The sequence below is a fragment of the Klebsiella sp. 141240 genome, assembly GCF_050600805.1.
Taxonomy (GTDB): domain Bacteria; phylum Pseudomonadota; class Gammaproteobacteria; order Enterobacterales; family Enterobacteriaceae; genus Klebsiella; species Klebsiella aerogenes.
In genome coordinates this window covers 160,858-183,625 of the sequence record NZ_JAQIRK010000007.1, presented here as the reverse complement: position 1 = coordinate 183,625, position 22,768 = coordinate 160,858, and the positions used below count along the sequence as shown (strand labels likewise).

20 protein-coding genes are annotated in these 22,768 nt (G+C 55.5%); 12 read left to right on the top strand and 8 right to left on the bottom strand.

Annotated features, from left to right (window positions below):
• Positions 1-193 precede the first annotated feature (193 nt).
• The 4 genes from fghA (at position 194) to arsC (ending at position 3,273) form a co-directional block, all read left to right on the top strand.
• Positions 194-1,030 carry an S-formylglutathione hydrolase gene (fghA, locus tag PGQ95_RS14950; protein ID WP_430918547.1) on the top strand — a complete coding sequence of 279 codons (837 nt, stop codon included), beginning with the start codon at positions 194-196 and terminating at the stop codon, positions 1,028-1,030.
• 151 nt (positions 1,031-1,181) lie between these two features.
• Positions 1,182-1,502, top strand: a complete 321-nt coding sequence (locus PGQ95_RS14945) for a metalloregulator ArsR/SmtB family transcription factor (RefSeq protein WP_411325893.1) — start codon at positions 1,182-1,184, stop codon at positions 1,500-1,502.
• Positions 1,503-1,536: 34 nt separating this feature from the next.
• The gene (locus PGQ95_RS14940) at positions 1,537-2,826 is read left to right on the top strand and encodes an arsenic transporter (RefSeq protein WP_430918545.1); all 1,290 of its coding nucleotides are present in this window, start codon (positions 1,537-1,539) and stop codon (positions 2,824-2,826) included.
• Between the two features lie 12 nt (positions 2,827-2,838).
• Positions 2,839-3,273, top strand: coding sequence for a glutaredoxin-dependent arsenate reductase (arsC, locus tag PGQ95_RS14935; protein ID WP_213316969.1), 435 nt, complete (start codon positions 2,839-2,841; stop codon positions 3,271-3,273).
• A 69-nt stretch (positions 3,274-3,342) separates the two neighbouring features.
• Here arsC and cirA read toward each other — a convergent pair whose 3' ends face one another.
• The 3 genes from cirA to yieE all read right to left on the bottom strand — a co-directional run bounded on the left by cirA (position 3,343) and on the right by yieE (position 8,139).
• Complete coding sequence (cirA, locus tag PGQ95_RS14930) at positions 3,343-5,316, bottom strand: catecholate siderophore receptor CirA (RefSeq protein ID WP_045391307.1); 1,974 nt, start codon at positions 5,314-5,316, stop codon at positions 3,343-3,345.
• A 303-nt stretch (positions 5,317-5,619) separates the two neighbouring features.
• Entirely contained in the window at positions 5,620-7,089 is a 1,470-nt protein-coding gene (locus PGQ95_RS14925) for an amino acid permease (RefSeq protein WP_045376788.1), read from the bottom strand.
• Between the two features lie 183 nt (positions 7,090-7,272).
• Positions 7,273-8,139, bottom strand: a complete 867-nt coding sequence (gene yieE / locus PGQ95_RS14920) for a DNA-binding transcriptional regulator YeiE (RefSeq protein WP_087860155.1) — start codon at positions 8,137-8,139, stop codon at positions 7,273-7,275.
• 374 nt (positions 8,140-8,513) lie between these two features.
• Here yieE and PGQ95_RS14915 point away from each other — a divergent pair, with 374 nt between their 5' ends.
• Positions 8,514-9,563 (top strand): YeiH family protein, encoded by a 1,050-nt coding sequence (locus tag PGQ95_RS14915; protein ID WP_047466087.1) that lies wholly within the window; start codon positions 8,514-8,516, stop codon positions 9,561-9,563.
• 96 nt (positions 9,564-9,659) lie between these two features.
• On the top strand, positions 9,660-10,514 hold the full coding sequence (gene nfo, locus PGQ95_RS14910) for a deoxyribonuclease IV (RefSeq protein ID WP_020078284.1): 855 nt from the start codon (positions 9,660-9,662) through the stop codon (positions 10,512-10,514).
• Positions 10,515-10,567: 53 nt separating this feature from the next.
• Here nfo and fruA read toward each other — a convergent pair whose 3' ends face one another.
• The 3 genes from fruA to fruB are packed head-to-tail and all read right to left on the bottom strand — an operon-like array spanning position 10,568 to position 14,348.
• Positions 10,568-12,262, bottom strand: coding sequence for a PTS fructose transporter subunit IIBC (gene fruA / locus PGQ95_RS14905; protein WP_430918542.1), 1,695 nt, complete (start codon positions 12,260-12,262; stop codon positions 10,568-10,570).
• 16 nt (positions 12,263-12,278) lie between these two features.
• A complete protein-coding gene (fruK, locus tag PGQ95_RS14900; protein ID WP_015365695.1) occupies positions 12,279-13,217 on the bottom strand; it encodes a 1-phosphofructokinase in 939 nt (312 codons plus the stop codon).
• Entirely contained in the window at positions 13,218-14,348 is a 1,131-nt protein-coding gene (fruB, locus tag PGQ95_RS14895; RefSeq protein ID WP_087860153.1) for a fused PTS fructose transporter subunit IIA/HPr protein, read from the bottom strand.
• A 330-nt stretch (positions 14,349-14,678) separates the two neighbouring features.
• Here fruB and setB point away from each other — a divergent pair, with 330 nt between their 5' ends.
• Positions 14,679-15,860: a sugar efflux transporter SetB gene (setB, locus tag PGQ95_RS14890; protein ID WP_087860152.1), complete on the top strand. Its 1,182-nt coding sequence runs from the start codon at positions 14,679-14,681 to the stop codon at positions 15,858-15,860.
• On the opposite strand, the gene PGQ95_RS14885 is transcribed toward setB, so the two are convergent.
• Positions 15,857-16,111 (bottom strand): YkgJ family cysteine cluster protein, encoded by a 255-nt coding sequence (locus tag PGQ95_RS14885; protein WP_015365691.1) that lies wholly within the window; start codon positions 16,109-16,111, stop codon positions 15,857-15,859. The genes setB and PGQ95_RS14885 overlap by 4 nt on opposite strands.
• A gap of 205 nt (positions 16,112-16,316) precedes the next feature.
• Between PGQ95_RS14885 and yeiP the strand changes: the two genes are divergently transcribed.
• Positions 16,317-16,889: an elongation factor P-like protein YeiP gene (gene yeiP, locus PGQ95_RS14880; RefSeq protein WP_015365690.1), complete on the top strand. Its 573-nt coding sequence runs from the start codon at positions 16,317-16,319 to the stop codon at positions 16,887-16,889.
• A 155-nt stretch (positions 16,890-17,044) separates the two neighbouring features.
• Here the strand turns inward: yeiP and uxuA are convergent, their stop codons facing one another.
• Positions 17,045-18,235, bottom strand: a complete 1,191-nt coding sequence (uxuA, locus tag PGQ95_RS14875; protein ID WP_087860151.1) for a mannonate dehydratase — start codon at positions 18,233-18,235, stop codon at positions 17,045-17,047.
• A 206-nt stretch (positions 18,236-18,441) separates the two neighbouring features.
• On the opposite strand from uxuA, the gene PGQ95_RS14870 reads away from it, so the two are divergent.
• The 4 genes from PGQ95_RS14870 (at position 18,442) to mepS (ending at position 22,753) form a co-directional block, all read left to right on the top strand.
• On the top strand, positions 18,442-19,908 hold the full coding sequence (locus PGQ95_RS14870; protein ID WP_430918539.1) for a mannitol dehydrogenase family protein: 1,467 nt from the start codon (positions 18,442-18,444) through the stop codon (positions 19,906-19,908).
• 121 nt (positions 19,909-20,029) lie between these two features.
• Entirely contained in the window at positions 20,030-21,007 is a 978-nt protein-coding gene (locus PGQ95_RS14865; RefSeq protein ID WP_430918537.1) for a CobW family GTP-binding protein, read from the top strand.
• Positions 21,008-21,049: 42 nt separating this feature from the next.
• Positions 21,050-21,757 carry a phosphatase PAP2 family protein gene (locus PGQ95_RS14860; RefSeq protein ID WP_087860148.1) on the top strand — a complete coding sequence of 236 codons (708 nt, stop codon included), beginning with the start codon at positions 21,050-21,052 and terminating at the stop codon, positions 21,755-21,757.
• 426 nt (positions 21,758-22,183) lie between these two features.
• A complete protein-coding gene (mepS, locus tag PGQ95_RS14855; protein WP_047043201.1) occupies positions 22,184-22,753 on the top strand; it encodes a bifunctional murein DD-endopeptidase/murein LD-carboxypeptidase in 570 nt (189 codons plus the stop codon).
• Positions 22,754-22,768 lie beyond the last annotated feature (15 nt).

The window sequence follows — 22,768 nt, the reverse complement described above, 5'->3', positions numbered from 1 at the left end:
TGTCGATGCGCCACGCCAGCGAGCCCCGCCGCTACCGCGCGCAATCATAAGTACTGTAGATGTTCTGAGATGTTCTTTATAACTCGTATTAATGATGCAATAGCTTTGCGCGACGGGAAAGTGAAAGTTACTCACCGGTTAATGAAATATCTGTATTATTAAGCATTACACATAGATACCCGAGGAGCCCTGGATGGAACTGCTTGAAGAACATCGCTGTTACGAAGGTCGGCAGCAGCGCTGGCGTCATCACTCCAGTACCCTGAACTGTGCGATGACGTTCAGCATTTTTTTACCGCCGACGACGGAAACCGCCCCACCGCCGGTGCTGTACTGGCTATCCGGTTTGACCTGCAATGACGAAAACTTCACCACTAAGGCCGGCGCTCAGCGGATAGCCGCCGAACTTGGTATCGCGCTGGTGATGCCCGACACCAGCCCGCGCGGCGATGACGTCGCCGATGATGCCGGTTACGATCTCGGTAAAGGCGCAGGTTTTTACCTCAACGCCACTCAGGCGCCGTGGGCGGCCCATTTTCGCATGTATGACTACCTGCGCGATGAGCTGCCGCAGTTAATTAACCACCAGTTTCAGGTCGCCGACCGTTGCGCCATCAGCGGCCACTCGATGGGCGGCCACGGCGCGCTCATCATGGCGCTGAAAAACCCAGGGCGCTTTACCAGCGTCTCGGCCTTCGCGCCGATCGTCAACCCATGCAAAGTTCCGTGGGGACAAAAAGCGTTCAGCGCTTATCTGGGCGATGATGAAGCGACCTGGCAGGAGTGGGACAGCTGCGCGCTGATGCAGGCAAGCCAGGCCGGGGATGCCATTCCGACCTTAATTGACCAGGGTGACGCCGACCAGTTTCTTGGCGCCCAGCTGCAGCCCGCGGTCCTTGCAGAGGTGGCGCGACAGAAACAGTGGCCGCTGAGCCTGCGTATCCAGCCCGGCTACGACCACAGCTACTATTTCATTGCCACCTTTATAGAAGATCATCTGCGCTTCCACGGGAAGCATCTGTTTAAATAGTCCCCCTCCCCCGCCTCGCCGGGCATACTCCGCTTGCCCGGTTTTTTATCATCGTCAGGAACTACCTTGTCGCTACGGGCGATAATTTGTTATTTCAAACACAACACATATGATTTAGCATATATGTACTCCGATGATAATCTGGTCAACCATGATAAAACCTATCCAGCTGTTTAAAATTCTGGCGGATGAAACCCGTTTAGCCATCATCATGTTGCTGCGTGAGTCCGGCGAACTGTGCGTCTGCGATCTGTGTGCCGCCACCGGGCAATCCCAACCGAAAATATCGCGTCATATAGCGATATTACGTGAAGCCGAGCTGGTACTCGACCGCCGGCAAGGGAAATGGGTGCACTATCGCCTCTCGCCCCATATGCCTGCTTGGGCGGCGGAAATCATTGCCACAACCAGGCTGAGCATGAGGGAAGATATTAACGAATGGCGCAAGAAAACAGCGTGCGCCGCCTGTTGATACATATATAGAAACGCATATATTGGAGTAGAGAATGTTGTTGGCAGGTAGTCTCTTTTTATTCACGCTGGTATTGGTTATCTGGCAGCCCCGGGGCCTCAGCATCGGCTGGAGCGCGAGTATTGGCACCGTACTGGCGCTGGTCAGCGGCGTTATTCATCCCAGTGATATTCCCGTTGTCTGGAATATCGTCTGGAACGCAACAGCGACTTTTATCGCAGTGATTATCATCAGCCTACTGCTCGATGAATCGGGCTTTTTTGAATGGGCCGCGCTGCATGTCTCCCGCTGGGGCAACGGGCGCGGTCGTCTGCTGTTTACCTGGATAATCCTGTTAGGCGCGACCGTTGCGGCGCTGTTTGCTAACGATGGCGCAGCGCTCATTCTTACTCCCATCGTCATTGCCATGCTGTTCGCTCTGGGGTTCAGCAAAAGGACAACTTTGGCTTTTGTCATGGCTGCCGGGTTTATTGCCGATACCGCCAGCCTGCCGCTTATCGTTTCCAATCTGGTAAACATTGTCTCTGCTGACTTCTTCCGGCTTGGTTTTACGCAATACGCCTCTGTAATGGTTCCTGTTGATATTGCTGCCATCGCGGCCACGCTGGGCATGCTGCATCTGTTTTTCCGCCGGGATATTCCGGCAACCTACAACGTCACTTTGCTGAAAACGCCTGCCAGCGCGATTAAAGATCCCGCAACCTTCAAAGCTGGCTGGGTTGTTCTGCTTTTGTTGCTGGTTGGTTTCTTTGTTCTTGAACCGATGGGGCTGCCCGTTAGCGCCATCGCCGCTGTCGGAGCCGCTGTTCTGTTTGCCGTTGCGAAAAGAGGTCACGCCATCAATACCGGTAAAGTGTTACGCGGCGCGCCCTGGCAGATCGTTATTTTCTCGCTGGGTATGTACCTGGTGGTCTACGGTCTGCGCAATGCGGGCTTAACGGAATATCTATCGGCTGCGCTGAATATGCTGGCGGATAAGGGACTGCTGGCGGCAACGTTCGGCACGGGCTTCCTGACCGCTTTCCTGTCGTCGATAATGAACAATATGCCAACGGTCCTGGTGGGCGCGCTGTCGATTGAAGGAAGCACCGCTTCTGGCGTTATCAAAGAAGCGATGATCTACGCCAACGTGATCGGGTGCGATTTAGGCCCCAAAATCACGCCAATAGGCAGTCTGGCAACCCTGCTGTGGCTGCACGTACTGTCGCAGAAGAGCATGACCATCAGTTGGGGATATTACTTCCGCACCGGCATCATCATGACGCTACCTGTCCTGTTTGTCACTCTGGCCGCGCTGGCGCTGCGGCTCTCTCTCACTCTATAACGAGATACTCATATGAGTAATATCACCATCTATCACAACCCGGCCTGTGGTACGTCACGTAATACGCTGGAGATGATCCGTAACAGCGGTACTGAGCCCACCGTTATTCATTACCTTGAAACCCCGCCGACTCACGATGAGCTGGTTAAACTTATCGCAGAGATGGGGATCGCGGTGCGTACTCTGTTACGAGGGAATGTTGAACCTTATGCTCTGTTGGGGCTTGCGGAGGACAAGTTCACTGACGAGCAGTTAATAGAATTTATGCTCGCTCATCCCATCCTGATTAATCGCCCTATTGTGGTCACTGAACGGGGAACCCGCTTATGTCGGCCTTCTGAAGTGGTACTGGATATCCTGCCCGATCCGCAGCAAGGCGCTTTTAGCAAAGAGGATGGAGAAAAGGTGGTGGATGAAAGAGGCAAGCGGCTGATACCTGGCGGATAGCGGCGTACACGTTTTATCGGGACTGCCGCCACTGAAGTCACTTCAGCGGCGGCAGACAGTTTATCGCTATCAGAAGCGGTAATCGACGGCCATAAAGTAGCGACGGCCATCTTCGGTGTAGCTGTAATCGTCGCGGTTCAGATCTTTGTCGCCGACGTTAAGCACGCCGGAGCGCAGTTTCACGTTTTTACTGACCTGCCACGCGGCGCCGATATCGAACATGGTATAACCGCCTGGGGTTTTACCCGTCGCGCTTACCGCTCGCTGCTCGCCGGTATAGTTGGCCGTGACATAGAAAGACCAATCCTCCAGCGGTTTCCAGTCGAGTGTACCGTTAGCGGTATGGAACGGCAGCGTCTGTAGCGGTTTATTGCCGCCGTTGCTCAGATCGCGACCATCGTTATAGGTATAGTTGACCGTCAGTTTCCACTCTTCGCCGAACGGAACCTTCACTTCGGTCTCCACGCCTTTAATCCGCGCTTTGTTGACGTTGAAGTAGCGGAATACCGGCACGCGCTTACCGTTCACGGTCTTCCAGCCGACGAAGTTCGGGTAACCCGGCGCCTCGCTGGCGCTGGAGGTGCGCAGGATGTCGATCATATCGTCAACGTTGTTCTGGAAGGCGGTCACGCTGCCTTCAACACCTTCCAGCCAGCCCTCTTCACCGCTGTAATACAGACCAAGCTCAAAGCTTTCGCTGGTTTCCGGCTTCAGATTCGGGTTACCGATAATGCTGCAGCTGCCGCGACAGGAGTTGGTGGTCCAGTCCGGGTTCAATTGCAGCAGCGACGGCGCTTTAAAGGCCGTAGCCCAACCGCCTTTCACGGTCACGGTATCGGTGGCGTTATAGACCAGGTACGCACGCGGGCTCCAGTGATCGCCGTAGGTTTGGTGATCGTCCATACGGATGCCGGTGGTCAGCGCCAGCGGTTCAAAGATCCGCCACTCATCTTCGAGGAACAGCGCGTACTGGCTGGCGGAAGTCGATTTACCGCCGCTGCTCAGGTTTACCGGATCTTTGAGTTTATCGTGGCGCCATTCACCGCCGAGGGTGACGATCTGGTTGATCATACCCAGCGGCATCACATATTTACCATCGACCGCATTACTCTCAGAAGTAATAGTGCCCGCCTGCCCTGGATTTTTGTTATCCACTTTCTCGCCGTAGAATTTCACTTCGCTATTACCAACGTCCCAGCGCCCGTTATGGGTCAAAGAGTAGTTTTGGCGTTCAAGGCGGTTTTTGTCGAGCGAGTCTGAATCGCGATCCTGGCGATCGAAACCGTAGCCGGCGGTAATGTCCTGGTTCTCCGTTGGCGTCCAGGCGAACTCAACGTTGCCGTCGCGGCTGGTAAAACCTTCAATGCGCGGCGTTTCGCCCGCGGCGTTGCTGGAAGATTGTTGATCGTCTTTACTGCGTTTCGCCAGGCTGCCGTAGGCTTTCATGCCCAACACGCCGTCAATCAGCGGACCGCTGGTGAAGAACTGGCCGTTGTAAGTGTCACCGCGATCGCGGTGTTCCTGAATGGTGGCATCGCTGCTGAGGGTACCGGTCCATTTCTGGCCGATTTTTTTGGTAATGATGTTGACCACGCCGCCGAGCGCGTCGGAACCGTACAGGGAAGACATCGGGCCGCGCACTACTTCAATCCGCTCGATGGAGTCCACCGGGATCCAGTTAAGATCGAAATCGTTATGGCGGAAGACAGCATTACGCGAGTTCACCCGTTTGCCATCGATGAGAATCAGCGTATAGCTGCTACTCAGACCGCGAATACTCACGCCCTTACGGTTATCCCCTTCGTTGGTGAGCTGAACGCCAGGCACATCGCGCAGCACGTCCTTCAGGTTCTGCACCGGCTTACGCTGCAAGTCCTGTTGGGTGATAACGCTGATACTGGCGGGGGCATCTTTGACGCTCTGTTCAGTCGCCGCGGCGGTGACAACCAGCGTTTCGTCATCATTTGCGGCCAGCGCCGGAAATGCCAATGCGACGACGGACGCGCACAGTCCCGCCCGGGCAAAAGGGTTTAACCTGAACATACCAAATCTCCATGAGGTCAACTACAAATCAAACAAAGGGTGCAGCTTGCACATCTTGTCGACACGCGGCTCTGGCGGCCGCGTGCAAATTTTTTACAGTCGATGTGGCTGGTCACCCCTTGCCTTTCGTTGTTGAGCGGCAAGATAGGGAGATTGGCTTCATCCTGAATTTTCCGAAATGATAAGGATAATGATTACAATTATCAATACAATTATGAAGAAGTGTGTCCGTTTGTAAGCCTTGCAGGCATAAAAAAAGCCCTCTTTAAAAGAGGGCTTTATCGAAAGCGGTAAAGAGTGGAATTAGCCTTTAAAGCGTTCCGGGAACTTCATTTCGCTGTAGCGCACGAAGCGGGTACCTTTCACCAGCTTGTAACCAAACCAGATAACCAGGAATAGCGGAATGCCGATGTAGGTCGCCGCCACGCCGCCCCAATCAATGGTGTCCTTGAGGAAGGCTTCGTAGTTCTGGCCAAGGGTAATGATAAGGCACAGTACGAAAGCGAAGATCGGCCCCAGCGGGAAGAAGCCGGAACGGTACGGCAGGTTATTGATATCGTTACCCTGCAACACGTAGCCACGACGGAAACGGTAGTGGCTGATCGCAATACCCAACCAGGCGATAAAGCCGGTCATCCCGGAGGTATTCAGCAGCCACAGATAAACCGTCTGGTTGCCGAACATCGAGGTCAGGAAGCACAGCGCCGCAATCACGGTAGTCGCATACAGCGCATTGCGCGGTACGCCGCCTCTCGACAGCTTCGAGAAAATGCGCGGCGCTTTGCCGTCGCACGCCAGGGTATACAACATACGCGTAGAGGCGTACATCCCGGAGTTACCCGCCGACAACACCGCCGTCAGGATAACCGCGTTCATGATAGCCGCCGCAGAGAGCAGACCGGCATGCTCGAACACCAGGGTGAACGGGCTAACGGAAATATCTTTAACGTCGTTGCGCAGCAGACTCGGATCGGTATACGGGATGATCAGGCTGATAATCAAAATCGCGAAGACATAGAACAGCAGGATACGCCAGAACACCTGACGCACCGCGCGCGGAATGTTCTTCTCCGGATTTTCCGATTCGCCTGCGGCAATACCGATGAGCTCGGTGCCCTGGAAGGAGAAACCGACAATCATCGCCACGCCGATCATCGCCGCAAAGCCGCCGGCAAACGGCGCGTCATCAATGCCCCAGTTGCTCCAGCCCGCCGGCGTCGTGCCTTCGAAGATGCCAAAAATCATCATGATGCCGACGATGATAAAGATAATCACGGTGGCAACTTTAATCAGCGAGAACCAGTACTCCGCTTCGCCGAAGCCGCGTACCGAGATCCAGTTCAACAGGAACATGATACCAAGGAACAGCGCGCTCCAGATCCAGCCGGGGGTATCCGGGAACCAGTAGCTCATCACCAGCTGCGAGGCTACGAGGTCAACGGCGATAGTCACCGCCCAGTTGTACCAGTAGTTCCAGCCCAGCGCGAAGCCAAAGCCTTCTTCTACGTAGTTCTGACCGTAGGTCGCAAAGGAGCCTGAAACCGGCATAAACGCCGCCAGCTCGCCGAGACTGGTCATCAGGAAATATACCATCAGACCGATCAGAATGTAGGAAAGCAGCGCGCCGCCGGGGCCTGCCTGTGAAATTGTTGCGCCAGAGGCAACGAAAAGACCTGTACCGATGGAACCGCCAATAGCGATCATGGTCAAGTGGCGCGCTTTTAGCTCGCGGCGGAGCGTGGGCGCTTCTGTGGTTTTAGTTTCCGAAACCATGTGAAAATGCTATCCATCCAAAAAATGAGGCGCGATTGTAGCAGACGATCGTCCGTCCATCCGGTACAAATGCAAAGTTATAAGAGAGCTTCATGATCTGACACAAATTATTAGTAAAGCAGTAATCCTGAATTGGCGCATAAAAAAACAGACAAAAAATCGTAACTTACGTCGTCGCTAGCGCTACACCTCGCAGTAACGGATAAAACGCTGCAGCGCCTTGGAAACGTGCTTTTGCCGATGGCGAATACGCCACAACGTGCGCGTCAGGCGCGGCAGCGGCAGCTTGAGCTCCACCAGCGTTCCGGCTGCCAGCTGTTCAGCAATTACCCGCCGCGACAAGCAACTAATGCCTAACCCATGACGGACCGCATGTTTAATGGCCTCTGAGTTGCCAAGCTCCATGCCTAACTGGAACGCGGGCAGATGCGATAACAGCACGTAGTCGACGATTTCCCGCGTGCCGGAGCCATGCTCGCGAAGGATCCACTGTGCTTCCGCCAGCCGTTGCAGCGTCAATTCGCCTTCGAGGAATGGAGAATCAGGGGCGGCGAACACCACCAGTTCATCTTCAATCCACGGCTCGGCGATAATATCCGCCGCGTGGCACGGGCCTTCAATCAGGCCAATATCGACGCGCAGATCGCTGACCGCATTAATCACGTCCTGGCTGTTGCCGACGCTCAGTTCCAGCGGCAGTTCGGGGAAATCGCGGCGGTAGCGGGCGATGATTTCCGGCAGAATATAGTTGCCAATGGTGCTACTGGCATAAACGCGGATAGCGCCATTATCGCCACGGAACAGCTGTTCTATCTCCCCGGCGCGCTCCAGCAGCGCAAGCGCGCGCGGATAGAGCAAACGCCCGTGCTCGTTGACCACCAGCCGTTTGCCGACGCGGTCAAACAGCTGGACGCCAAGTTGCCCCTCTAGTTCGGTCAGAGCCGCGCTCACCGCCGACTGCGACAGCGCCAGCATCTGTGACGCCTGAGTCGTTGACCCGCTTTTCAAAACCTCAGCAAAAACTTCCAGTTGCCGTAGCGTGATATGCATAACTCACCTGTTTATTAGCCCAATCTGGATAACCGTCAACACTATGGTGACATAAATCATCAGGGCTGTGGCCTGAAGGATGAAGGGTTTAACCCAAAATCATTCGTGCTGCAGGAAGGCGGCAAGTGAGCGACAAATTCGTCAGGAACGAATTTGACCAGCCAAAGGCTGGCCTCCGGTGAGGGACAAGGATGTCCCTCATTAGTCCCCAGGAGCTTACATCAGTAAGTGACTGGGGTGAGTAAACGTAGCCAACACACCTGCAGCGCGAAGGATGAAGGGTTTATCACTTATTCCGATAGATTATAAATATATAATCAATTTTATTTTTAAACCAGTCAGTCGTATTCTTTGCCCAGACAAAGGAGAAGGTTATGACAGCACTCACTTTACCCACTAAACATCGCACCCTGTGGCATTTCGTCCCAGGCCTGGCGCTGACCGCCGCGTTGACCGGCGCCGCCCTGTGGGCAGGCAGTTTCCCTGCAATCGCCGGCGCGGGCTTCAGCGCGCTAACGCTGGCTATCTTGTTCGGCATGGTGGTCGGTAACACCGTTTATCCCAAAATTTGGCAGTCCTGCGACGGCGGGGTGATTTTCGCCAAGCAGTATCTGCTGCGCCTGGGGATCATTCTTTATGGTTTTCGTCTGACGTTTGCCCAGATTGCTGACGTCGGCGTCAGCGGGATCCTGATTGACGTGCTGACGCTGTCCAGCACCTTCTTTATCGCCTGTTTCCTCGGGCAGAAGGTTTTCGGGCTCGATAAACACACCAGCTGGCTTATCGGCGCCGGTAGCAGCATCTGCGGCGCCGCGGCGGTTCTGGCCACCGAGCCGGTCGTCAAAGCCGAAGCCAGTAAAGTGACGGTCGCCGTGGCGACAGTGGTTATCTTCGGTACTATCGCCATCTTCCTCTACCCGGCGATGTATCCGCTGCTGGCGCACTGGTTCACTCCGGAAACTTACGGCATCTATATGGGCTCCACCATGCATGAAGTCGCCCAGGTCGTTGCCGCCGGTCATGCGGTTAGCCCGGATGCCGAAAATGCCGCGGTTATCGCCAAAATGCTGCGCGTGATGATGCTGGCTCCGTTCCTGCTGTTCATCGCCGCTCGTGTGAAACAGCTGGCGCCAGCCGGTAACGGCGAAAAGAGCAAAATCACCATTCCATGGTTTGCCATCCTGTTTATTCTGGTGGCGGTGTTTAACTCCTTCCACCTGCTGCCAAAAGCCGTAGTCGATATGCTGGTCACCCTCGATACCGTACTGCTGGCGATGGCAATGGCCGCGCTGGGCTTAACCACCCACGTCAGCGCGCTGAAAAAAGCCGGTGCGAAGCCGCTGCTGATGGCGCTGGTACTGTTCGTCTGGCTAATTGTTGGCGGCGGCGCGATTAACTTCGCTATCCACCACCTGATTGGTTAAACAGTAAGTTTCCTCATCGATATTCATTCATTGCTGTAACTCTCCGGTTAAGCCGCTATCATTACCCTCCCCCCAGCGGCTTAACTGGAGTTTTTTATGAAATACATTGGAGCGCACGTTAGCGCCTCCGGCGGGTTGGCCAATGCCGCCATCCGCGCCGCCGAAATCGAAGCGACCGCATTCGCCCTGTTCACCAAAAATCAGCGTCAATGGCGCGCCGCGCCGCTCACCGACGAAGCGATTGCCGAATTCAAAGCCGCCTGCGAAAAATATCACTTCGGCCCGGGGCAGATCCTGCCGCACGACAGCTACCTCATTAACCTCGGTCATCCGGTCGAAGAAGCGCTGGAGAAATCTCGCGAGGCGTTTATCGATGAATTAACCCGCTGCCAGCAGTTGGGATTAACGCTGCTCAACTTCCATCCGGGCAGCCACCTGCAGCAGATCCCGGAAGATGAATGCCTGGCGCGTATCGCTGAATCCATCAACATCGCGCTGGCGAAAACCGAAGGCGTGACCGCGGTTATCGAAAATACCGCCGGCCAGGGCAGCAATCTCGGGTTTAAATTTGAACATCTGGCCGCCATCATTGACGGCGTTGAGGACAAATCCCGCGTTGGCGTCTGCATTGATACCTGCCACGCTTTCGCCGCCGGTTATGACCTACGCAGCGCGGAGGAGTGTGAAAAGACCTTTGCCGAATTCGAACGAATCGTCGGCTTCCAGTATCTGCGCGGCATGCATCTGAATGATGCCAAAAGCGCTTTTGGCAGCCGCGTCGACCGTCACCATAGCCTGGGTGAAGGCAATATCGGCCATGATGCTTTTCGTTGGATCATGCAGGATAACCGTTTCGATGGTATCCCGCTGATTCTGGAAACCATTAACCCGGATATCTGGGCGGAAGAAATTGCCTGGCTGCGGGCGCAGCAGACCGCCGAAGTGGCCTGAATTCAGGAACAAAAAAAGGGCCGATGAATCGGCCCTTTTTTATTACGCTTATATTATGCCGCTTTTTCAGCTTCCGCTGCCGGCGCTTCCGGGCGCTTCAGCACCGCGTAAGAGAGACCCGCGACCAGCGTACCGGCAATAATCGCCAGCAGATAACCCAGCACCGGAGTGATGGCTCCTGGGATCAGCAGAACGAACAGACCGCCGTGCGGCGCCATCAGTTTCGCGCCAACCGCCATCGAGATAGCGCCGGTCACCGCGCCGCCTACGATACAGCAAGGCAGTACGCGCATCGGATCGCGAGCGGCGAATGGAATCGCCCCTTCGGTGATAAAGCACAGGCCCAGAACCAGCGCCGCTTTACCGCCTTCACGCTGTGATTTGTCGAACTTGTTGCGGGCAATAAGCGTCGCCAGGCCAAGCGCCAGCGGTGGCACCATACCGGCCGCCATAATCGCCGCCATCGGCGCGTAGGTTTGAGTACTCAACAGACCCACACCGAAGGCATAAGCCGCTTTGTTCACCGGCCCGCCCATATCGGTACACATCATGCCGCCGAGGATCGCGCCGAGCAGTACTGCGTTCGCCGTCCCCATAGTTTGCAGCCAGTGGGTAAGCCCGGCCAGGATACCCGCCACCGGTTTGCCGATCAGGTAGATCATCGCCAGACCAACAATCAGGCTGGAAATCAACGGAATGATCAGAATCGGCTTCAATGCTTCCATACTCTGCGGCAGTTTCAGCTTAGTGCTGATTAACTTAGCCACGTAACCGGCAAGAAAACCGGCGATGATACCGCCGATAAAACCGGAGCCGCCGCTGACGGCCAGCATACCGCCGATAAGACCAGGCGTCAGACCCGGACGGTCAGCGATGGAGAAAGCGATAAAGCCCGCCAGTACCGGCACCATCAGCGCAAAGGCTGAACCGCCACCGATTTGCATCAACGCCGCCGCCATGGTGTCTTTCACTTCAAACGCTTTAATACCGAACGCGAACGACAGCGCGATACACAGGCCGCCCGCTACCACCATCGGCAGCATGTAGGAGACGCCGGTCAGCAGGTGACGATAGGCGCCAGCCGACTCTTTTTTACCTTCACCGGACGCCTGCGGTTTGCCGGATGGCTGGTACGGTTTTGCTTCCGCAACGGCTTTATCCAGTTCCTGCGCGGTTTTCTTCAGCGCCAGTCCGGTAGTGGTGCGATACATCGGTTTACCAGCGAACTTCGCCAGATCGACTTCGATATCGGCGGCGACGATCACCAGATCCGCCTGCTCCACCTCTTCCGGAGTAATGGTATTACCGGCCCCCACTGAGCCACGGGTTTCCACTTTCACCCACCAGCCGCGTTTTTTGGCCTCGGTTTCAATGGCTTCGGCCGCCATAAAGGTATGGGCAACGCCGGTCGGACAAGCGGTGACGGCGACAATACGTTTCTGCCCCTGAGCCGCGGCCGGAACGGCTACCGCCGCTGGCGCAACGTACGGCTTAGCGTGGTCTTTCGCTTCGCCGAGGAACAATTCCGGATGAGCGACTGCACGGTTAATATCGCCCAGATAGACGTTTTTACCGTTCAGCGCGCTATCTGCCGGCAGCGCGGTCCCCAGCACGATGGCCAGTTCGGCATCGTTCGGGTTATCAATCAGCTCAAGGTGCGCTTTCTGCGCCGCGGCGCTGAGCAGGGTCTTCGCCATGTAGGCGCGAGCCTGTCCAAGCCCGGCATCAATAATCAGCAGCGTTTTCATTATGCCTCTCCTGCTGTCAATTAAAGGGTTGTAAGTCGACGCGCGCCATCATTGCGGCCAACTGGGTACGATCGGTAATGCCAACGTTGCTCTGGCTAACGGCCAGGGCGGCGACGGCGGTAGCCAGGCGCAGGGTATGCTCGCTGGATTCACGCATCAGCAGGCCGTAAATCAGGCCGCCGACCATCGAATCACCGGCGCCTACGGTGCTGACAACCTCGACTGAAGGCGGTTTGGCAATCCATTCGCCGGAGGCGTTAACCCACAGCGCGCCCTCTTCGCCCAGCGAAATCACCACGTGGGCAATACCTTGCTCGCGCAGCGCATGGGCGGCGTCGATGACATCTTTCATCTCCGGCAGCTTGCGGCCAGCCCAGATTTCCAGCTCGCGGCGGTTTGGTTTTACCAGCCACGGCGCGGCTTTCAGTCCGGCGACCAGCGCTTCTCGGCTACTATCGAAAATAATGCACGGGCACTGGCTGCGCAGGCGCGTCATCCAATCGGTAAAAGCTTCCGGACTCACGCCGGACGGCAGGCTGCCGCTGACGCAAACCATATCGAACTGCCCCAGCCAGCTCAGAGAATCATTAACGAAACGCTCCCAATCCGCCGGAGTCACTTCAAAACCGGAGAAGTTGAAATCGGTCACTTCGCCGTCTTTTTCCGTCAGCTTGACGTTGATACGGGTACGCCCCTGCACCACCTGGAAGCGGTTGGCGATGCCCAGCTCGCTGAACAGCTGCTGGAAGCCATCCTGGTTATCTTTACCGAGGAAGCCGCCGACGGTGACGTCGATGCCGAGATCTTTCAGCACCTTCGCCACGTTGATACCTTTACCTGCCGCATGCAGGCCGGTGGTACGTACCAGGTTCACTTCGCCACGTTCGATTTCCGGGGTGAAGCCCACCAGGTCGTACGCCGGATTTAAAGTAATTGTTGCTACACGTCTGCTCATTTATGCGCCCTCCCCAAGGCCTGCGGCGATCGCTTCGCCAATCGCATCCAGCGCTTGTTGCGCATCTTCACCCTGCGCGGTAAAACGCAGACGGTGACCTTTTTTCACGCCCAGCGCCACGACCTTCATCAGGCTGCGGCCATTGGCCGGCTTGCCGGAACCGTCGAGGTTGGTGACGGTAATGTCGCTGGAGAATTGTTTAATCGTATTAACCAGCATCGTGCCCGGACGCGCGTGCAGCCCGTGCTCGTTGCGTACTACAAATTCAGCATTCAGCACGTCTTCAGCAATGGCGTCGTCGCTGGTCAGCAGCGCCAGCAGCGTGGCGGCGTCGGCTTTCAGCAGATGCTCCGCTTTTTTATCAATGAGCAGATTGCTCAGGCGATTAAGCACCGCGGTCGGCTGCTCATCGGCCATCGCGACGGTGATCAGCAGCGCTACCGGCTGCCCATCAGCGGTAAAGGCATTGGCAGCGCGACTCACGGCAACGGCGCTGCGCAGGTTGCCTTGCGCACAATCGTTCAACCAGATCCCCTGGCCCAGATTGAGCGGCGCATCGTTAATGGTACGGCTGACGAAGTCGGCGTTTACCGCCCCCGCCTCTTTCAGCCGAGCGGCGTTCAGCGCCTGCAGCGTCAGCAGATCGTTGGCGACCACGTCCAGGCTCAACGTTTCGTTGTCGAGCTTCAGCGCTTCGCTTTGCTTTTCACCCATCAGCAGAGCCCGCAGATCTTCTGCGGTGGTGACGGTTCTCAGCTGTTCAGCCACCGAGTCGTCGCTCAGGACGTGCGTCAACTGACGCAGCAGACCGAGATGCTCGTCGGAGCTGGCGGCAATACCGATCGCCACATAAGCGGTTTGTCCTTCTCCCCAGGTCACGCCCTGCGGGAACTGATACACCTGGACACCGGTTTTCAGAACCTGGTCGCGGGTATCGGTGGTGCCGTGCGGGATGGCGATGCCGTTGCCGAGGAAAGTGGAGGTCTGCTGCTCGCGGGCAAGCATACCGTTAACGTAGCCGTCAGCCACATTACCCGCGCTAACCAGCGCGCCAGCAATCTGACGTATTGCCTCTTCTTTATTCGCGGCCTGCTGGCCGGGATGGATATCCTGTACAGATAACTGGAACATAGTTCTCCTCTCCGCTGAATTGAATCGTTTCAGCTAACATGAGAAAAAATACGCCACCCGATGACTGGATAATACTCTGATGACGCTGAAACGTTTCAATGAGTCTGTACCTTTCTTGCACACTGCGCAAGTAAACTCCGAAGACTGATAACAGAATTTAGAGATACCGCACATTTTTGCTGAAGTTAATGGTGAAGTACTCCGCGAGCTTCAGCTTTTTGCTGAACGACATAATTTGAAACGCCTTTTTAATTTTTCGTGCCATACCACTATTTATTTTATGGGTGTCGGCGTAAACTTCGCCTCTCCTGAAACCAACGATATTCCAGCATGCAAAACAGTAGCGCCGCCCTTCCCCGCCGCGGGTTTGACCTGACATCCTCAGCCTTTTTAATTGTCGCCTTCCTGACCGGGATCGCTGGCGCTTTACAAACCCCGACCCTGAGCCTGTTTCTGACCAACGAGGTGCACGTGCGCCCGGCAATGGTCGGCTTCTTTTTTACCGGCAGCGCGGTCATCGGCATTCTGGTAAGCCAGTTTCTTGCCGGGCGTTCGGATCGTAAAGGCGATCGCAAGCAGCTGATTGTCGCCTGCTGCCTGCTGGGGGTGCTGGCCTGCGTGCTGTTCGCCTGGAACCGCAACTACTTTATTCTGCTGTTCGTCGGCGTCTTTCTCAGTAGTTTTGGCTCTACCGCCAACCCGCAAATGTTCGCCCTCGCCCGCGAACACGCGGACAAAACCGGGCGCGAGGCGGTGATGTTCAGCTCCATTCTGCGCGCGCAGGTATCGCTGGCGTGGGTGATCGGCCCGCCGCTGGCCTACGCGCTGGCAATGGGTTTTGGTTTTACCGTGATGTATCTCAGCGCCGCCGTGGCGTTCATCGTCTGTGCGCTGATGGTCTGGTTCTTCCTGCCCAGCATGCGTAAAGAGAGCAAAACCGCCGGTGCTCATCTTGAAGCGCCGCGCACCAACCGCCGCGACGCGCTGCTGCTGTTCAGCATCTGTACGTTAATGTGGGGCACCAACAGCCTCTATATCATTAATATGCCGCTGTTTATCATTAATGAATTGCATCTGCCGGAGAAACTGGCCGGGCTGATGATGGGGACCGCCGCCGGGCTGGAAATCCCCACCATGCTGATTGCCGGTTATTACGCGAAACGCTTTGGTAAGCGCTTGCTGATGCGCATTGCCGCGCTTGCCGGGCTGTTGTTTTATGTCGGTATGCTGACTGTCCATACTCCAGCCCTGCTGCTGGGGATGCAGGCGCTGAACGCGATTTACATCGGGATCCTGGCCGGCATCGGTATGCTCTATTTTCAGGATCTGATGCCGGGTCAGGCGGGCGCGGCGACCACGCTGTATACCAATACCACGCGCGTCGGCTGGATCATCGCCGGCTCGCTGGCGGGCGTCGTCGCGGAAATCTGGAGCTATCACGCGGTGTTCTGGATTGCGCTAATGATGGGAATTATCGCCCAGGTCTGCCTGTGGCGTATTAAAGACGTTTAGGGCGCGGTCAGCGCTTCGAGATGAATGAGATAAGCCATCGCCTGCTGACGCGTGCTGCCGCACATTTCCGCGGCCGGCTGTAAACCTGCACAGACTTTAGGGCGCAGCGGCGAGGCAAAAATCTTGCAGCGCAGATGTTCATCCAGCTGCACGCATGGGGTGTTGGCCGGCTTGCCGTCAGGCATTCCGGGAATGGGGCTTGAGATGGACGGCGCGGTGCAACAGGCTCCGCAGTCCGGGCGACATTCCATACCTGACTCCTTAATGAGTGGGAGGCGGACAGTAGCAAAATATCGGCTATCAGGAAAGCTGAAGCTGGCGATACGGCTTTTTCAGCAGCGCCGCTCGAAGATTTGCCGAGAGATAGCAAAAGTCGCGAATTCCGCTTGCCTGAAAGGCCCGGCGCGAGTAGTTTTACGCGATATTTTTGACCCTTTAAGTGACAGGATTACTGCAATGCCAAGAGCGAATGAAATTAAAAAAGGTATGGTGCTGAATTACAACGGCAAACTGCTGATTGTTAAAAATATTGATATTCAGTCGCCAAGCGCCCGTGGCGCAGCAACGCTGTACAAAATGCGTTTTTCCGACGTGCGTACCGGCCTGAAAGTAGAAGAGCGTTTTAAGGGCGACGACATCGTCGATACCGTGACCCTGACCCGTCGTTTCGTTGACTTCTCCTACGTCGATGGCAACGAATACGTGTTCATGGATAAAGAAGACTATACCCCGTATACCTTCACCAAAGAGCAGATCGAAGAAGAGCTGCAGTTTATCCCTGAAGGCGGCATGCCGGATATGCAGGTTCTGACCTGGGATGGCCAGCTGTTGGCGCTGGAACTGCCGCAGACCGTTGACCTGGAAATCGTAGAAACCGCGCCGGGCATTAAAGGCGCCTCCGCCAGCTCGCGCACCAAACCGGCCACCATGAGCACCGGGCTGGTGATTCAGGTTCCGGAATACCTGACCAGCGGCGAGAAAATCCGCATTCATATCGAAGAGTGCCGCTATATGGGCCGCGCGGACTAACCTACCGCCTCTGACGGTTGCCCGGCCCAGCGTCGCGCAGGCCGGACTCTTCCCGGATAGCGGCGCTGCGCGCCTTACCCGGGCTACCCGCTGCCAATATCTGGCACAAAAAAGGACAACCACCGGTTGTCCTTTTTCTTTACCCTACACCCCGATTACAGCAGCTCAGGGTATTTGGTCATCTTCAGCGCCAGCTCAACGCCTCGCACTTCCGCCATGCCTTTCAGGCGGCCAATCGCCGAATAACCGGGATTAGTTTTCTTACGCAGATCGTCAAGCATCTGATGGCCGTGATCCGGACGGAACGGAATCGGGCGCAGATCGCCGGCTTTCTTACGACGCAGCTCTTCGCTGAGGATCGCATTGACCACCGCCACCATATTGACGTCGCCATTCAGATGCGCCGCCTCGTGGAAGGTTTTAGGATTCTCTTCACGGCAGGTAGAACGCAAATGGGTAAAGTGGATACGATCGCCGAAGGTTTCCACCATCTTCACCAGATCGTTATCGGCGCGCACGCCGTAGGATCCGGTACACATGGTAAAGCCGTTATAAATGCTGTCTACCGTCTCTTTCAACCACTGCATATCTTCGATAGTCGACACGATACGCGGCAGGCCGAGGATCGGACGCGGCGGATCGTCCGGGTGAACCGCCAGACGCACGCCGACTTCTTCGCACACCGGCACAATCGCCCGCAGGAAGTAAGCCATGTTCTCACGCAGCTGCGCTTTATCGATGTGGTCATACTCCGCCAGACGAGCGCGGAACTGATCGAGGGTATAGCCCTCTTCCGCTCCCGGCAGGCCGGCGATGATATTGCGGGTCAGCTTGTCGATATCCGCCTCGCTCATCGCCTTAAAGTAAACTTCAGCCTGCTGCTGTTCTTCAGCGCTGTAGTCAGCTTCGGCGCCCGGACGTTTAAGGATGTGCAGTTCAAAAGCGGCGAAAGCAATCTGGTCAAAACGCAGCGCTTTGGAGCCATCGGCCAGCTGATATTCCAGATCGGTACGCGTCCAGTCCAGAATCGGCATGAAGTTATAGCACACGGTATCAATACCGCAGGCCGCCAGATTGCGGATGCTCTGCTGGTAGTTGGCAATCCACGTCTCATATTGCCCGCTGTGGGTTTTGATATCTTCATGAACCGGGATACTTTCAACCACCGACCAGCTCAGGCCTTTTTCCGCCAGCAGCGCTAAACGCTGCTGAATCTCTTCAACCGGCCAGACCTGACCATTAGGAATGTGATGCAACGCGGTCACGACGCCCGTGGCGCCCGCCTGGCGCACATCATCAAGCGATACCGGATCGTTCGGTCCATACCAACGCCAGGTTTGCTCCATCGCAATGCCCTCTTTAAGTTGTTATACCAATAATGTGAAACCTTATGGCGACTACCATACATGCTTCTGCTGAATGGTCAATTTCGCCCGTATCATTGATTGATCCAGCTCACACTAAGCGGATAAATTCGGCTTACCAATTTAAATTGCTGTCATATAACTTTACACTACCTCATGTTAATCATTGGTTAATCAGGTGTATAAAAATGACAACTATCGCTACCGCCGCGCTACCCGCAAGCGTACAACTTCCGCAGTACGATCGCCGCCAATTGCGCTCGCGTATCGTACATTTGGGTTTTGGCGCGTTTCACCGCGCGCATCAGGCGCTGCTGACCGACCGGGTACTTAACGCCAGCGGCGGCGACTGGGGAATTTGTGAAATCAGCCTGTTCAGCGGCGATAAGCTGATGAGCCAACTGCGTGCGCAAGACCACCTGTTTACGGTGCTGGAAAAAGGCGCTGAGGGGAACCAGCCGATCGTGGTTGGCGCAGTACATGAATGCCTGAATGCCAAACTTGATTCTCTGGCAGCGATTATCGAAAAATTTTGCGAACCGCAGGTGGCTATCGTTTCGCTGACGATCACCGAGAAAGGTTATTGCATCGATCCGGCGACCGGTAAACTGGATCCAACCCAGCCGCGCATCGTTAACGATCTGGAAAACCCGACGCTGCCGCAGTCGGCTCCCGGTATTTTAGTTGAAGCGCTCAATCGCCGCCGCGAACGCGGACTCGCCCCTTTTACCGTTCTCTCCTGCGACAATATTCCCGACAATGGTCACGTCGTGAAAAACGCCGTCCTCGGTATGGCGGAGAAACGAAGCCAGGAGTTGGCAAACTGGATTGCTGAACATGTCAGCTTCCCCGGCACCATGGTTGACCGCATCGTCCCGGCCGCCACCGAAGAATCTTTGGCGGAGATTGCCTCCGTGCTGGGCGTTGAAGATCCCTGCGCCATCAGCTGCGAACCGTTTATTCAATGGGTTGTGGAAGACAATTTTGTCGCTGGACGCCCGGCCTGGGAAACGGCGGGGGTACAGATGACCCACGACGTCCTGCCGTGGGAACAAATGAAACTACGGATGCTCAACGGTAGCCACTCCTTCCTCGCCTGGCTGGGCTACCTGGCGGGGCACGCGCACGTTAGCGACTGCATGCAGGATGATGTTTTCCGCCATGCCGCCCGCCGCTTGATGCTGGATGAACAAGCGCCAACGCTATCGATTACCGGCGTGGATTTAGTCGCCTATGCCGACAGCCTGATAACGCGCTTCGCCAATCCGGCGTTAAAGCATCGTACCTGGCAAATCGCCATGGACGGCAGCCAAAAGCTGCCGCAGAGGATGCTCGATAGTATTCGCGTTCATCTGGCAAACGGCAGCCGCTGGCCGCTGCTGGCGCTGGGCGTGGCTGGCTGGATGCGTTATGTAAGCGGCGTCGACGACGCCGGGCAGGCCATTGACGTGCGCGACCCGCTGGTCGACAAAATCAAACAGTTGGTCGCTACCAGCCAGCCGGACGAGCGCGTCAGCGCCCTGCTTAACCTGCAGGAGATATTTGGTCAGGACCTGCCGGGCAACCCACTGTTTGTCGAGGAAATCACTTCAGCCTGGTATCAACTGGCTAAATCGGGTGCCCGCGAAGCCGTGGCTACCGCGCTGCGTAATTAACAATTTCTGCTGTTTAGCGGACAGAATGCTTTTCTGTCCGCAGTAACCCTTCTCTTTTCCCCTTTTTTTCGTCAGGATAGTCGCAACTGTTACAACATTACATTTCTATGCTGGAGAAATTGTGACCAAAACTAACCTGATCACGGGCTTTCTCGGCAGCGGCAAAACGACCTCGATTCTTCATTTACTGGCCCACAAGCCTGCAAATGAAAAATGGGCCGTGCTGGTCAACGAGTTCGGCGAAGTCGGCATCGACGGCGCCCTGCTGGCGGAAAGCGGCGCGTTGCTAAAAGAGATCCCCGGCGGCTGCATGTGCTGTGTCAACGGTCTGCCGATGCAGGTTGGGCTCAATACGCTGCTGCGTCAGGGAAAGCCGGATCGTCTGCTGATTGAGCCAACCGGACTGGGCCATCCGAAGCAAATTCTCGATATCCTCACCGCTGCCGTCTATGAACCCTGGATCGATCTGCGCGCGACGCTGTGCATCCTGGATCCGCGCCAGCTGCTGGAAGAGAAGATCGTCGCTAATGAAAATTTCCGCGATCAACTGGCCGCCGCCGATGTGATCGTGGCTAATAAAAGCGACCGTGCGACGCCGGAAAGCGATGCCGCTTTTGCCAACTGGTGGCAACAGTACGCCGGCGAGCGCCTGCAGGTGACCGCCACCCAGGGCAATATCGATCGCGCGCTGCTGGATCTGCCGCGCCGCAACACCGCGCCGCTGCCGGCAAGCCCGGACCACGTGCACAGTCACGGACAAAAGCAGGGTTTGGCGGCGTTAAATCTACCGGCGCATCAACGCTGGCGTCGCAGTGTTAACAGCGGCCAGGGATACCATGCCTGCGGCTGGATTTTTGATGCTGATACCCAATTTGACACCGTTGGGTTGCTGGAATGGGCGCGCCTGGCGCCGGTTGGCCGGGTGAAAGGCGTGATGCGTATCGCTGAAGGATTGGTGCGAATCAACCTCCAGGGACTCGATCTGCACATCGAAACCCAAAACGCGCCGCCGCCGGATAGCCGCATCGAACTGATTTCCGAGTCAGAAGTTGACTGGAATGCCCTGCAGTCCTCGCTGTTGAAGCTTCGTTTAAGTTAATGCGGCTATTTTTGGCCGCTGTTTAAAAAAATCGCATTCGTTATGACTAAAAACCGTATACCCCTAATCTTGCTGCTGAACGCCGCGGGCGTGGCCTTATTTTGTTCCTGGTATCTACCGGCAAACCACGGTTTCTGGTTCCCGCTTGACTCGGCTATTTTTCACTTCTTTAACCAGGGCGTGAGCACCAACCACGCGTATGCCTGGCTGTTAGCCATCATCAACAATCGCGCTTTCGACGCCTGCTCGCTGCTGGCGATGGGCTGTCTGATGCTCAATTTTTGGATCAAAGCGCAGAGCGCTGAACGCCGCCGCATTATCCTTATGGGGCTGGTGATGTTGCTCGCGGCGGTGATTATCAATCAACTTGCCCAGCATTTGATGCCGGTACAGCGCGCCAGCCCTTCGTTGTTCTTTACGGATATTACGAAAGTCAGCGACGTGGTCTCACTGCCAACCAAAGACGCTTCAAAAGATAGCTTTCCGGGCGACCACGGCATGATGTTGCTCATTTTCGCCTCGTTTATGTGGCGATATTTCGGCCGCCGGGCATTTATCATTGCACTGGTTATTTTTGTGGTTTTTGCTTTCCCGCGAGTGATGATCGGCGCCCATTGGTTCACCGATATTGCCGTAGGTTCGCTCAGCGCGGTGCTGATAGGCGCGCCGTGGGTATTAATGACCTCGCTTTCCGATAAGTTGATCGCCTGGTTTGACCGTTCGCTTCCGGGTGGAATAGCAAAAAAATAAGATCATTTTTACATTTTATTAATATTATCCATAAGGGGTCGTTCTGACCCCTTTTTTTATATTTGCTGATGATTTATTCGCGACATCATCTTCCTGTCACATTAATCATCATTGAAATGAAGATATTGCATATTTTTCAGCCAAAAAAGGCGCTATTTTCCCCTTTGCCGATGATTCACTTTTTGTCGCAAAAATACTTATAAGAAATCGCGCAAAACCGCTCGCCATCCCACGTTTGATAGGGTAATCTCTTTCTCGTTTTGCCTTCCCAAGCAACACAATTCATCATCTGAATAAAAATGTGCGGTACTCCACATTTTTAGGCTTAAGGAATTGTCTCATTGCTTTCTGGAATCTAGGCTCTACCACGTTTGGCATTTTTTATAACGACATTGTCGTTAAGGACAACAAGGGAAAATAAACATAATGGTCAAATCTCAGCCGATTTTGAGATATATCTTGCGGGTCGTCCCCGCGATTGCAGTTGCGGTTCTGCTTTCCGCGTGTAGTTCAACAAGTACCGCCAAGAATATGCATTCTGAGACGCATGCTGTGGGTAGTGGAGATTTATCATCACTGCAAGCCTCTCAGGATGAATTTGAAAAAATGGTCAGCAACCTGGACGTGAAGTCCCGCTTGATGGACCAGTATGCTAGCTGGAAAGGCGTGCGTTACCGCCTTGGCGGCAGCACCCGGAAAGGGATCGATTGCTCGGCGTTCGTGCAGCGTACTTTCCGTGAACAATTTGGTCTGGAACTGCCACGCTCAACTTCCGAGCAGCAGGATTCCGGCAAATCGATTTCGCGCACTCAACTGCGTACCGGTGATTTAGTGCTGTTCCGTGCTGGCTCTACGGGCCGTCATGTTGGTATCTACATCGGCAACAACCAGTTTGTACATGCCTCTACCAGCAGCGGCGTCACCATCTCAAGCCTGGATGAGCCATACTGGAAAAAGCGCTATAACGAAGCGCGTCGCGTTCTGAGTCGTTCCTGATCCTTCTTCTTACCG

Coding starts and splice junctions, on each gene's coding strand:
- fghA (WP_430918547.1), top strand. CDS start 194: ATGGAACTGCTTGAAGAACATCGCTGTTACGAAGGTCGGCAGCAGCGC.
- PGQ95_RS14945 (WP_411325893.1), top strand. CDS start 1,182: ATGATAAAACCTATCCAGCTGTTTAAAATTCTGGCGGATGAAACCCGT.
- PGQ95_RS14940 (WP_430918545.1), top strand. CDS start 1,537: ATGTTGTTGGCAGGTAGTCTCTTTTTATTCACGCTGGTATTGGTTATC.
- arsC (WP_213316969.1), top strand. CDS start 2,839: ATGAGTAATATCACCATCTATCACAACCCGGCCTGTGGTACGTCACGT.
- cirA (WP_045391307.1), bottom strand. CDS start 5,316: ATGTTCAGGTTAAACCCTTTTGCCCGGGCGGGACTGTGCGCGTCCGTC.
- PGQ95_RS14925 (WP_045376788.1), bottom strand. CDS start 7,089: ATGGTTTCGGAAACTAAAACCACAGAAGCGCCCACGCTCCGCCGCGAG.
- yieE (WP_087860155.1), bottom strand. CDS start 8,139: ATGCATATCACGCTACGGCAACTGGAAGTTTTTGCTGAGGTTTTGAAA.
- PGQ95_RS14915 (WP_047466087.1), top strand. CDS start 8,514: ATGACAGCACTCACTTTACCCACTAAACATCGCACCCTGTGGCATTTC.
- nfo (WP_020078284.1), top strand. CDS start 9,660: ATGAAATACATTGGAGCGCACGTTAGCGCCTCCGGCGGGTTGGCCAAT.
- fruA (WP_430918542.1), bottom strand. CDS start 12,262: ATGAAAACGCTGCTGATTATTGATGCCGGGCTTGGACAGGCTCGCGCC.
- fruK (WP_015365695.1), bottom strand. CDS start 13,217: ATGAGCAGACGTGTAGCAACAATTACTTTAAATCCGGCGTACGACCTG.
- fruB (WP_087860153.1), bottom strand. CDS start 14,348: ATGTTCCAGTTATCTGTACAGGATATCCATCCCGGCCAGCAGGCCGCG.
- setB (WP_087860152.1), top strand. CDS start 14,679: ATGCAAAACAGTAGCGCCGCCCTTCCCCGCCGCGGGTTTGACCTGACA.
- PGQ95_RS14885 (WP_015365691.1), bottom strand. CDS start 16,111: ATGGAATGTCGCCCGGACTGCGGAGCCTGTTGCACCGCGCCGTCCATC.
- yeiP (WP_015365690.1), top strand. CDS start 16,317: ATGCCAAGAGCGAATGAAATTAAAAAAGGTATGGTGCTGAATTACAAC.
- uxuA (WP_087860151.1), bottom strand. CDS start 18,235: ATGGAGCAAACCTGGCGTTGGTATGGACCGAACGATCCGGTATCGCTT.
- PGQ95_RS14870 (WP_430918539.1), top strand. CDS start 18,442: ATGACAACTATCGCTACCGCCGCGCTACCCGCAAGCGTACAACTTCCG.
- PGQ95_RS14860 (WP_087860148.1), top strand. CDS start 21,050: ATGACTAAAAACCGTATACCCCTAATCTTGCTGCTGAACGCCGCGGGC.
- mepS (WP_047043201.1), top strand. CDS start 22,184: ATGGTCAAATCTCAGCCGATTTTGAGATATATCTTGCGGGTCGTCCCC.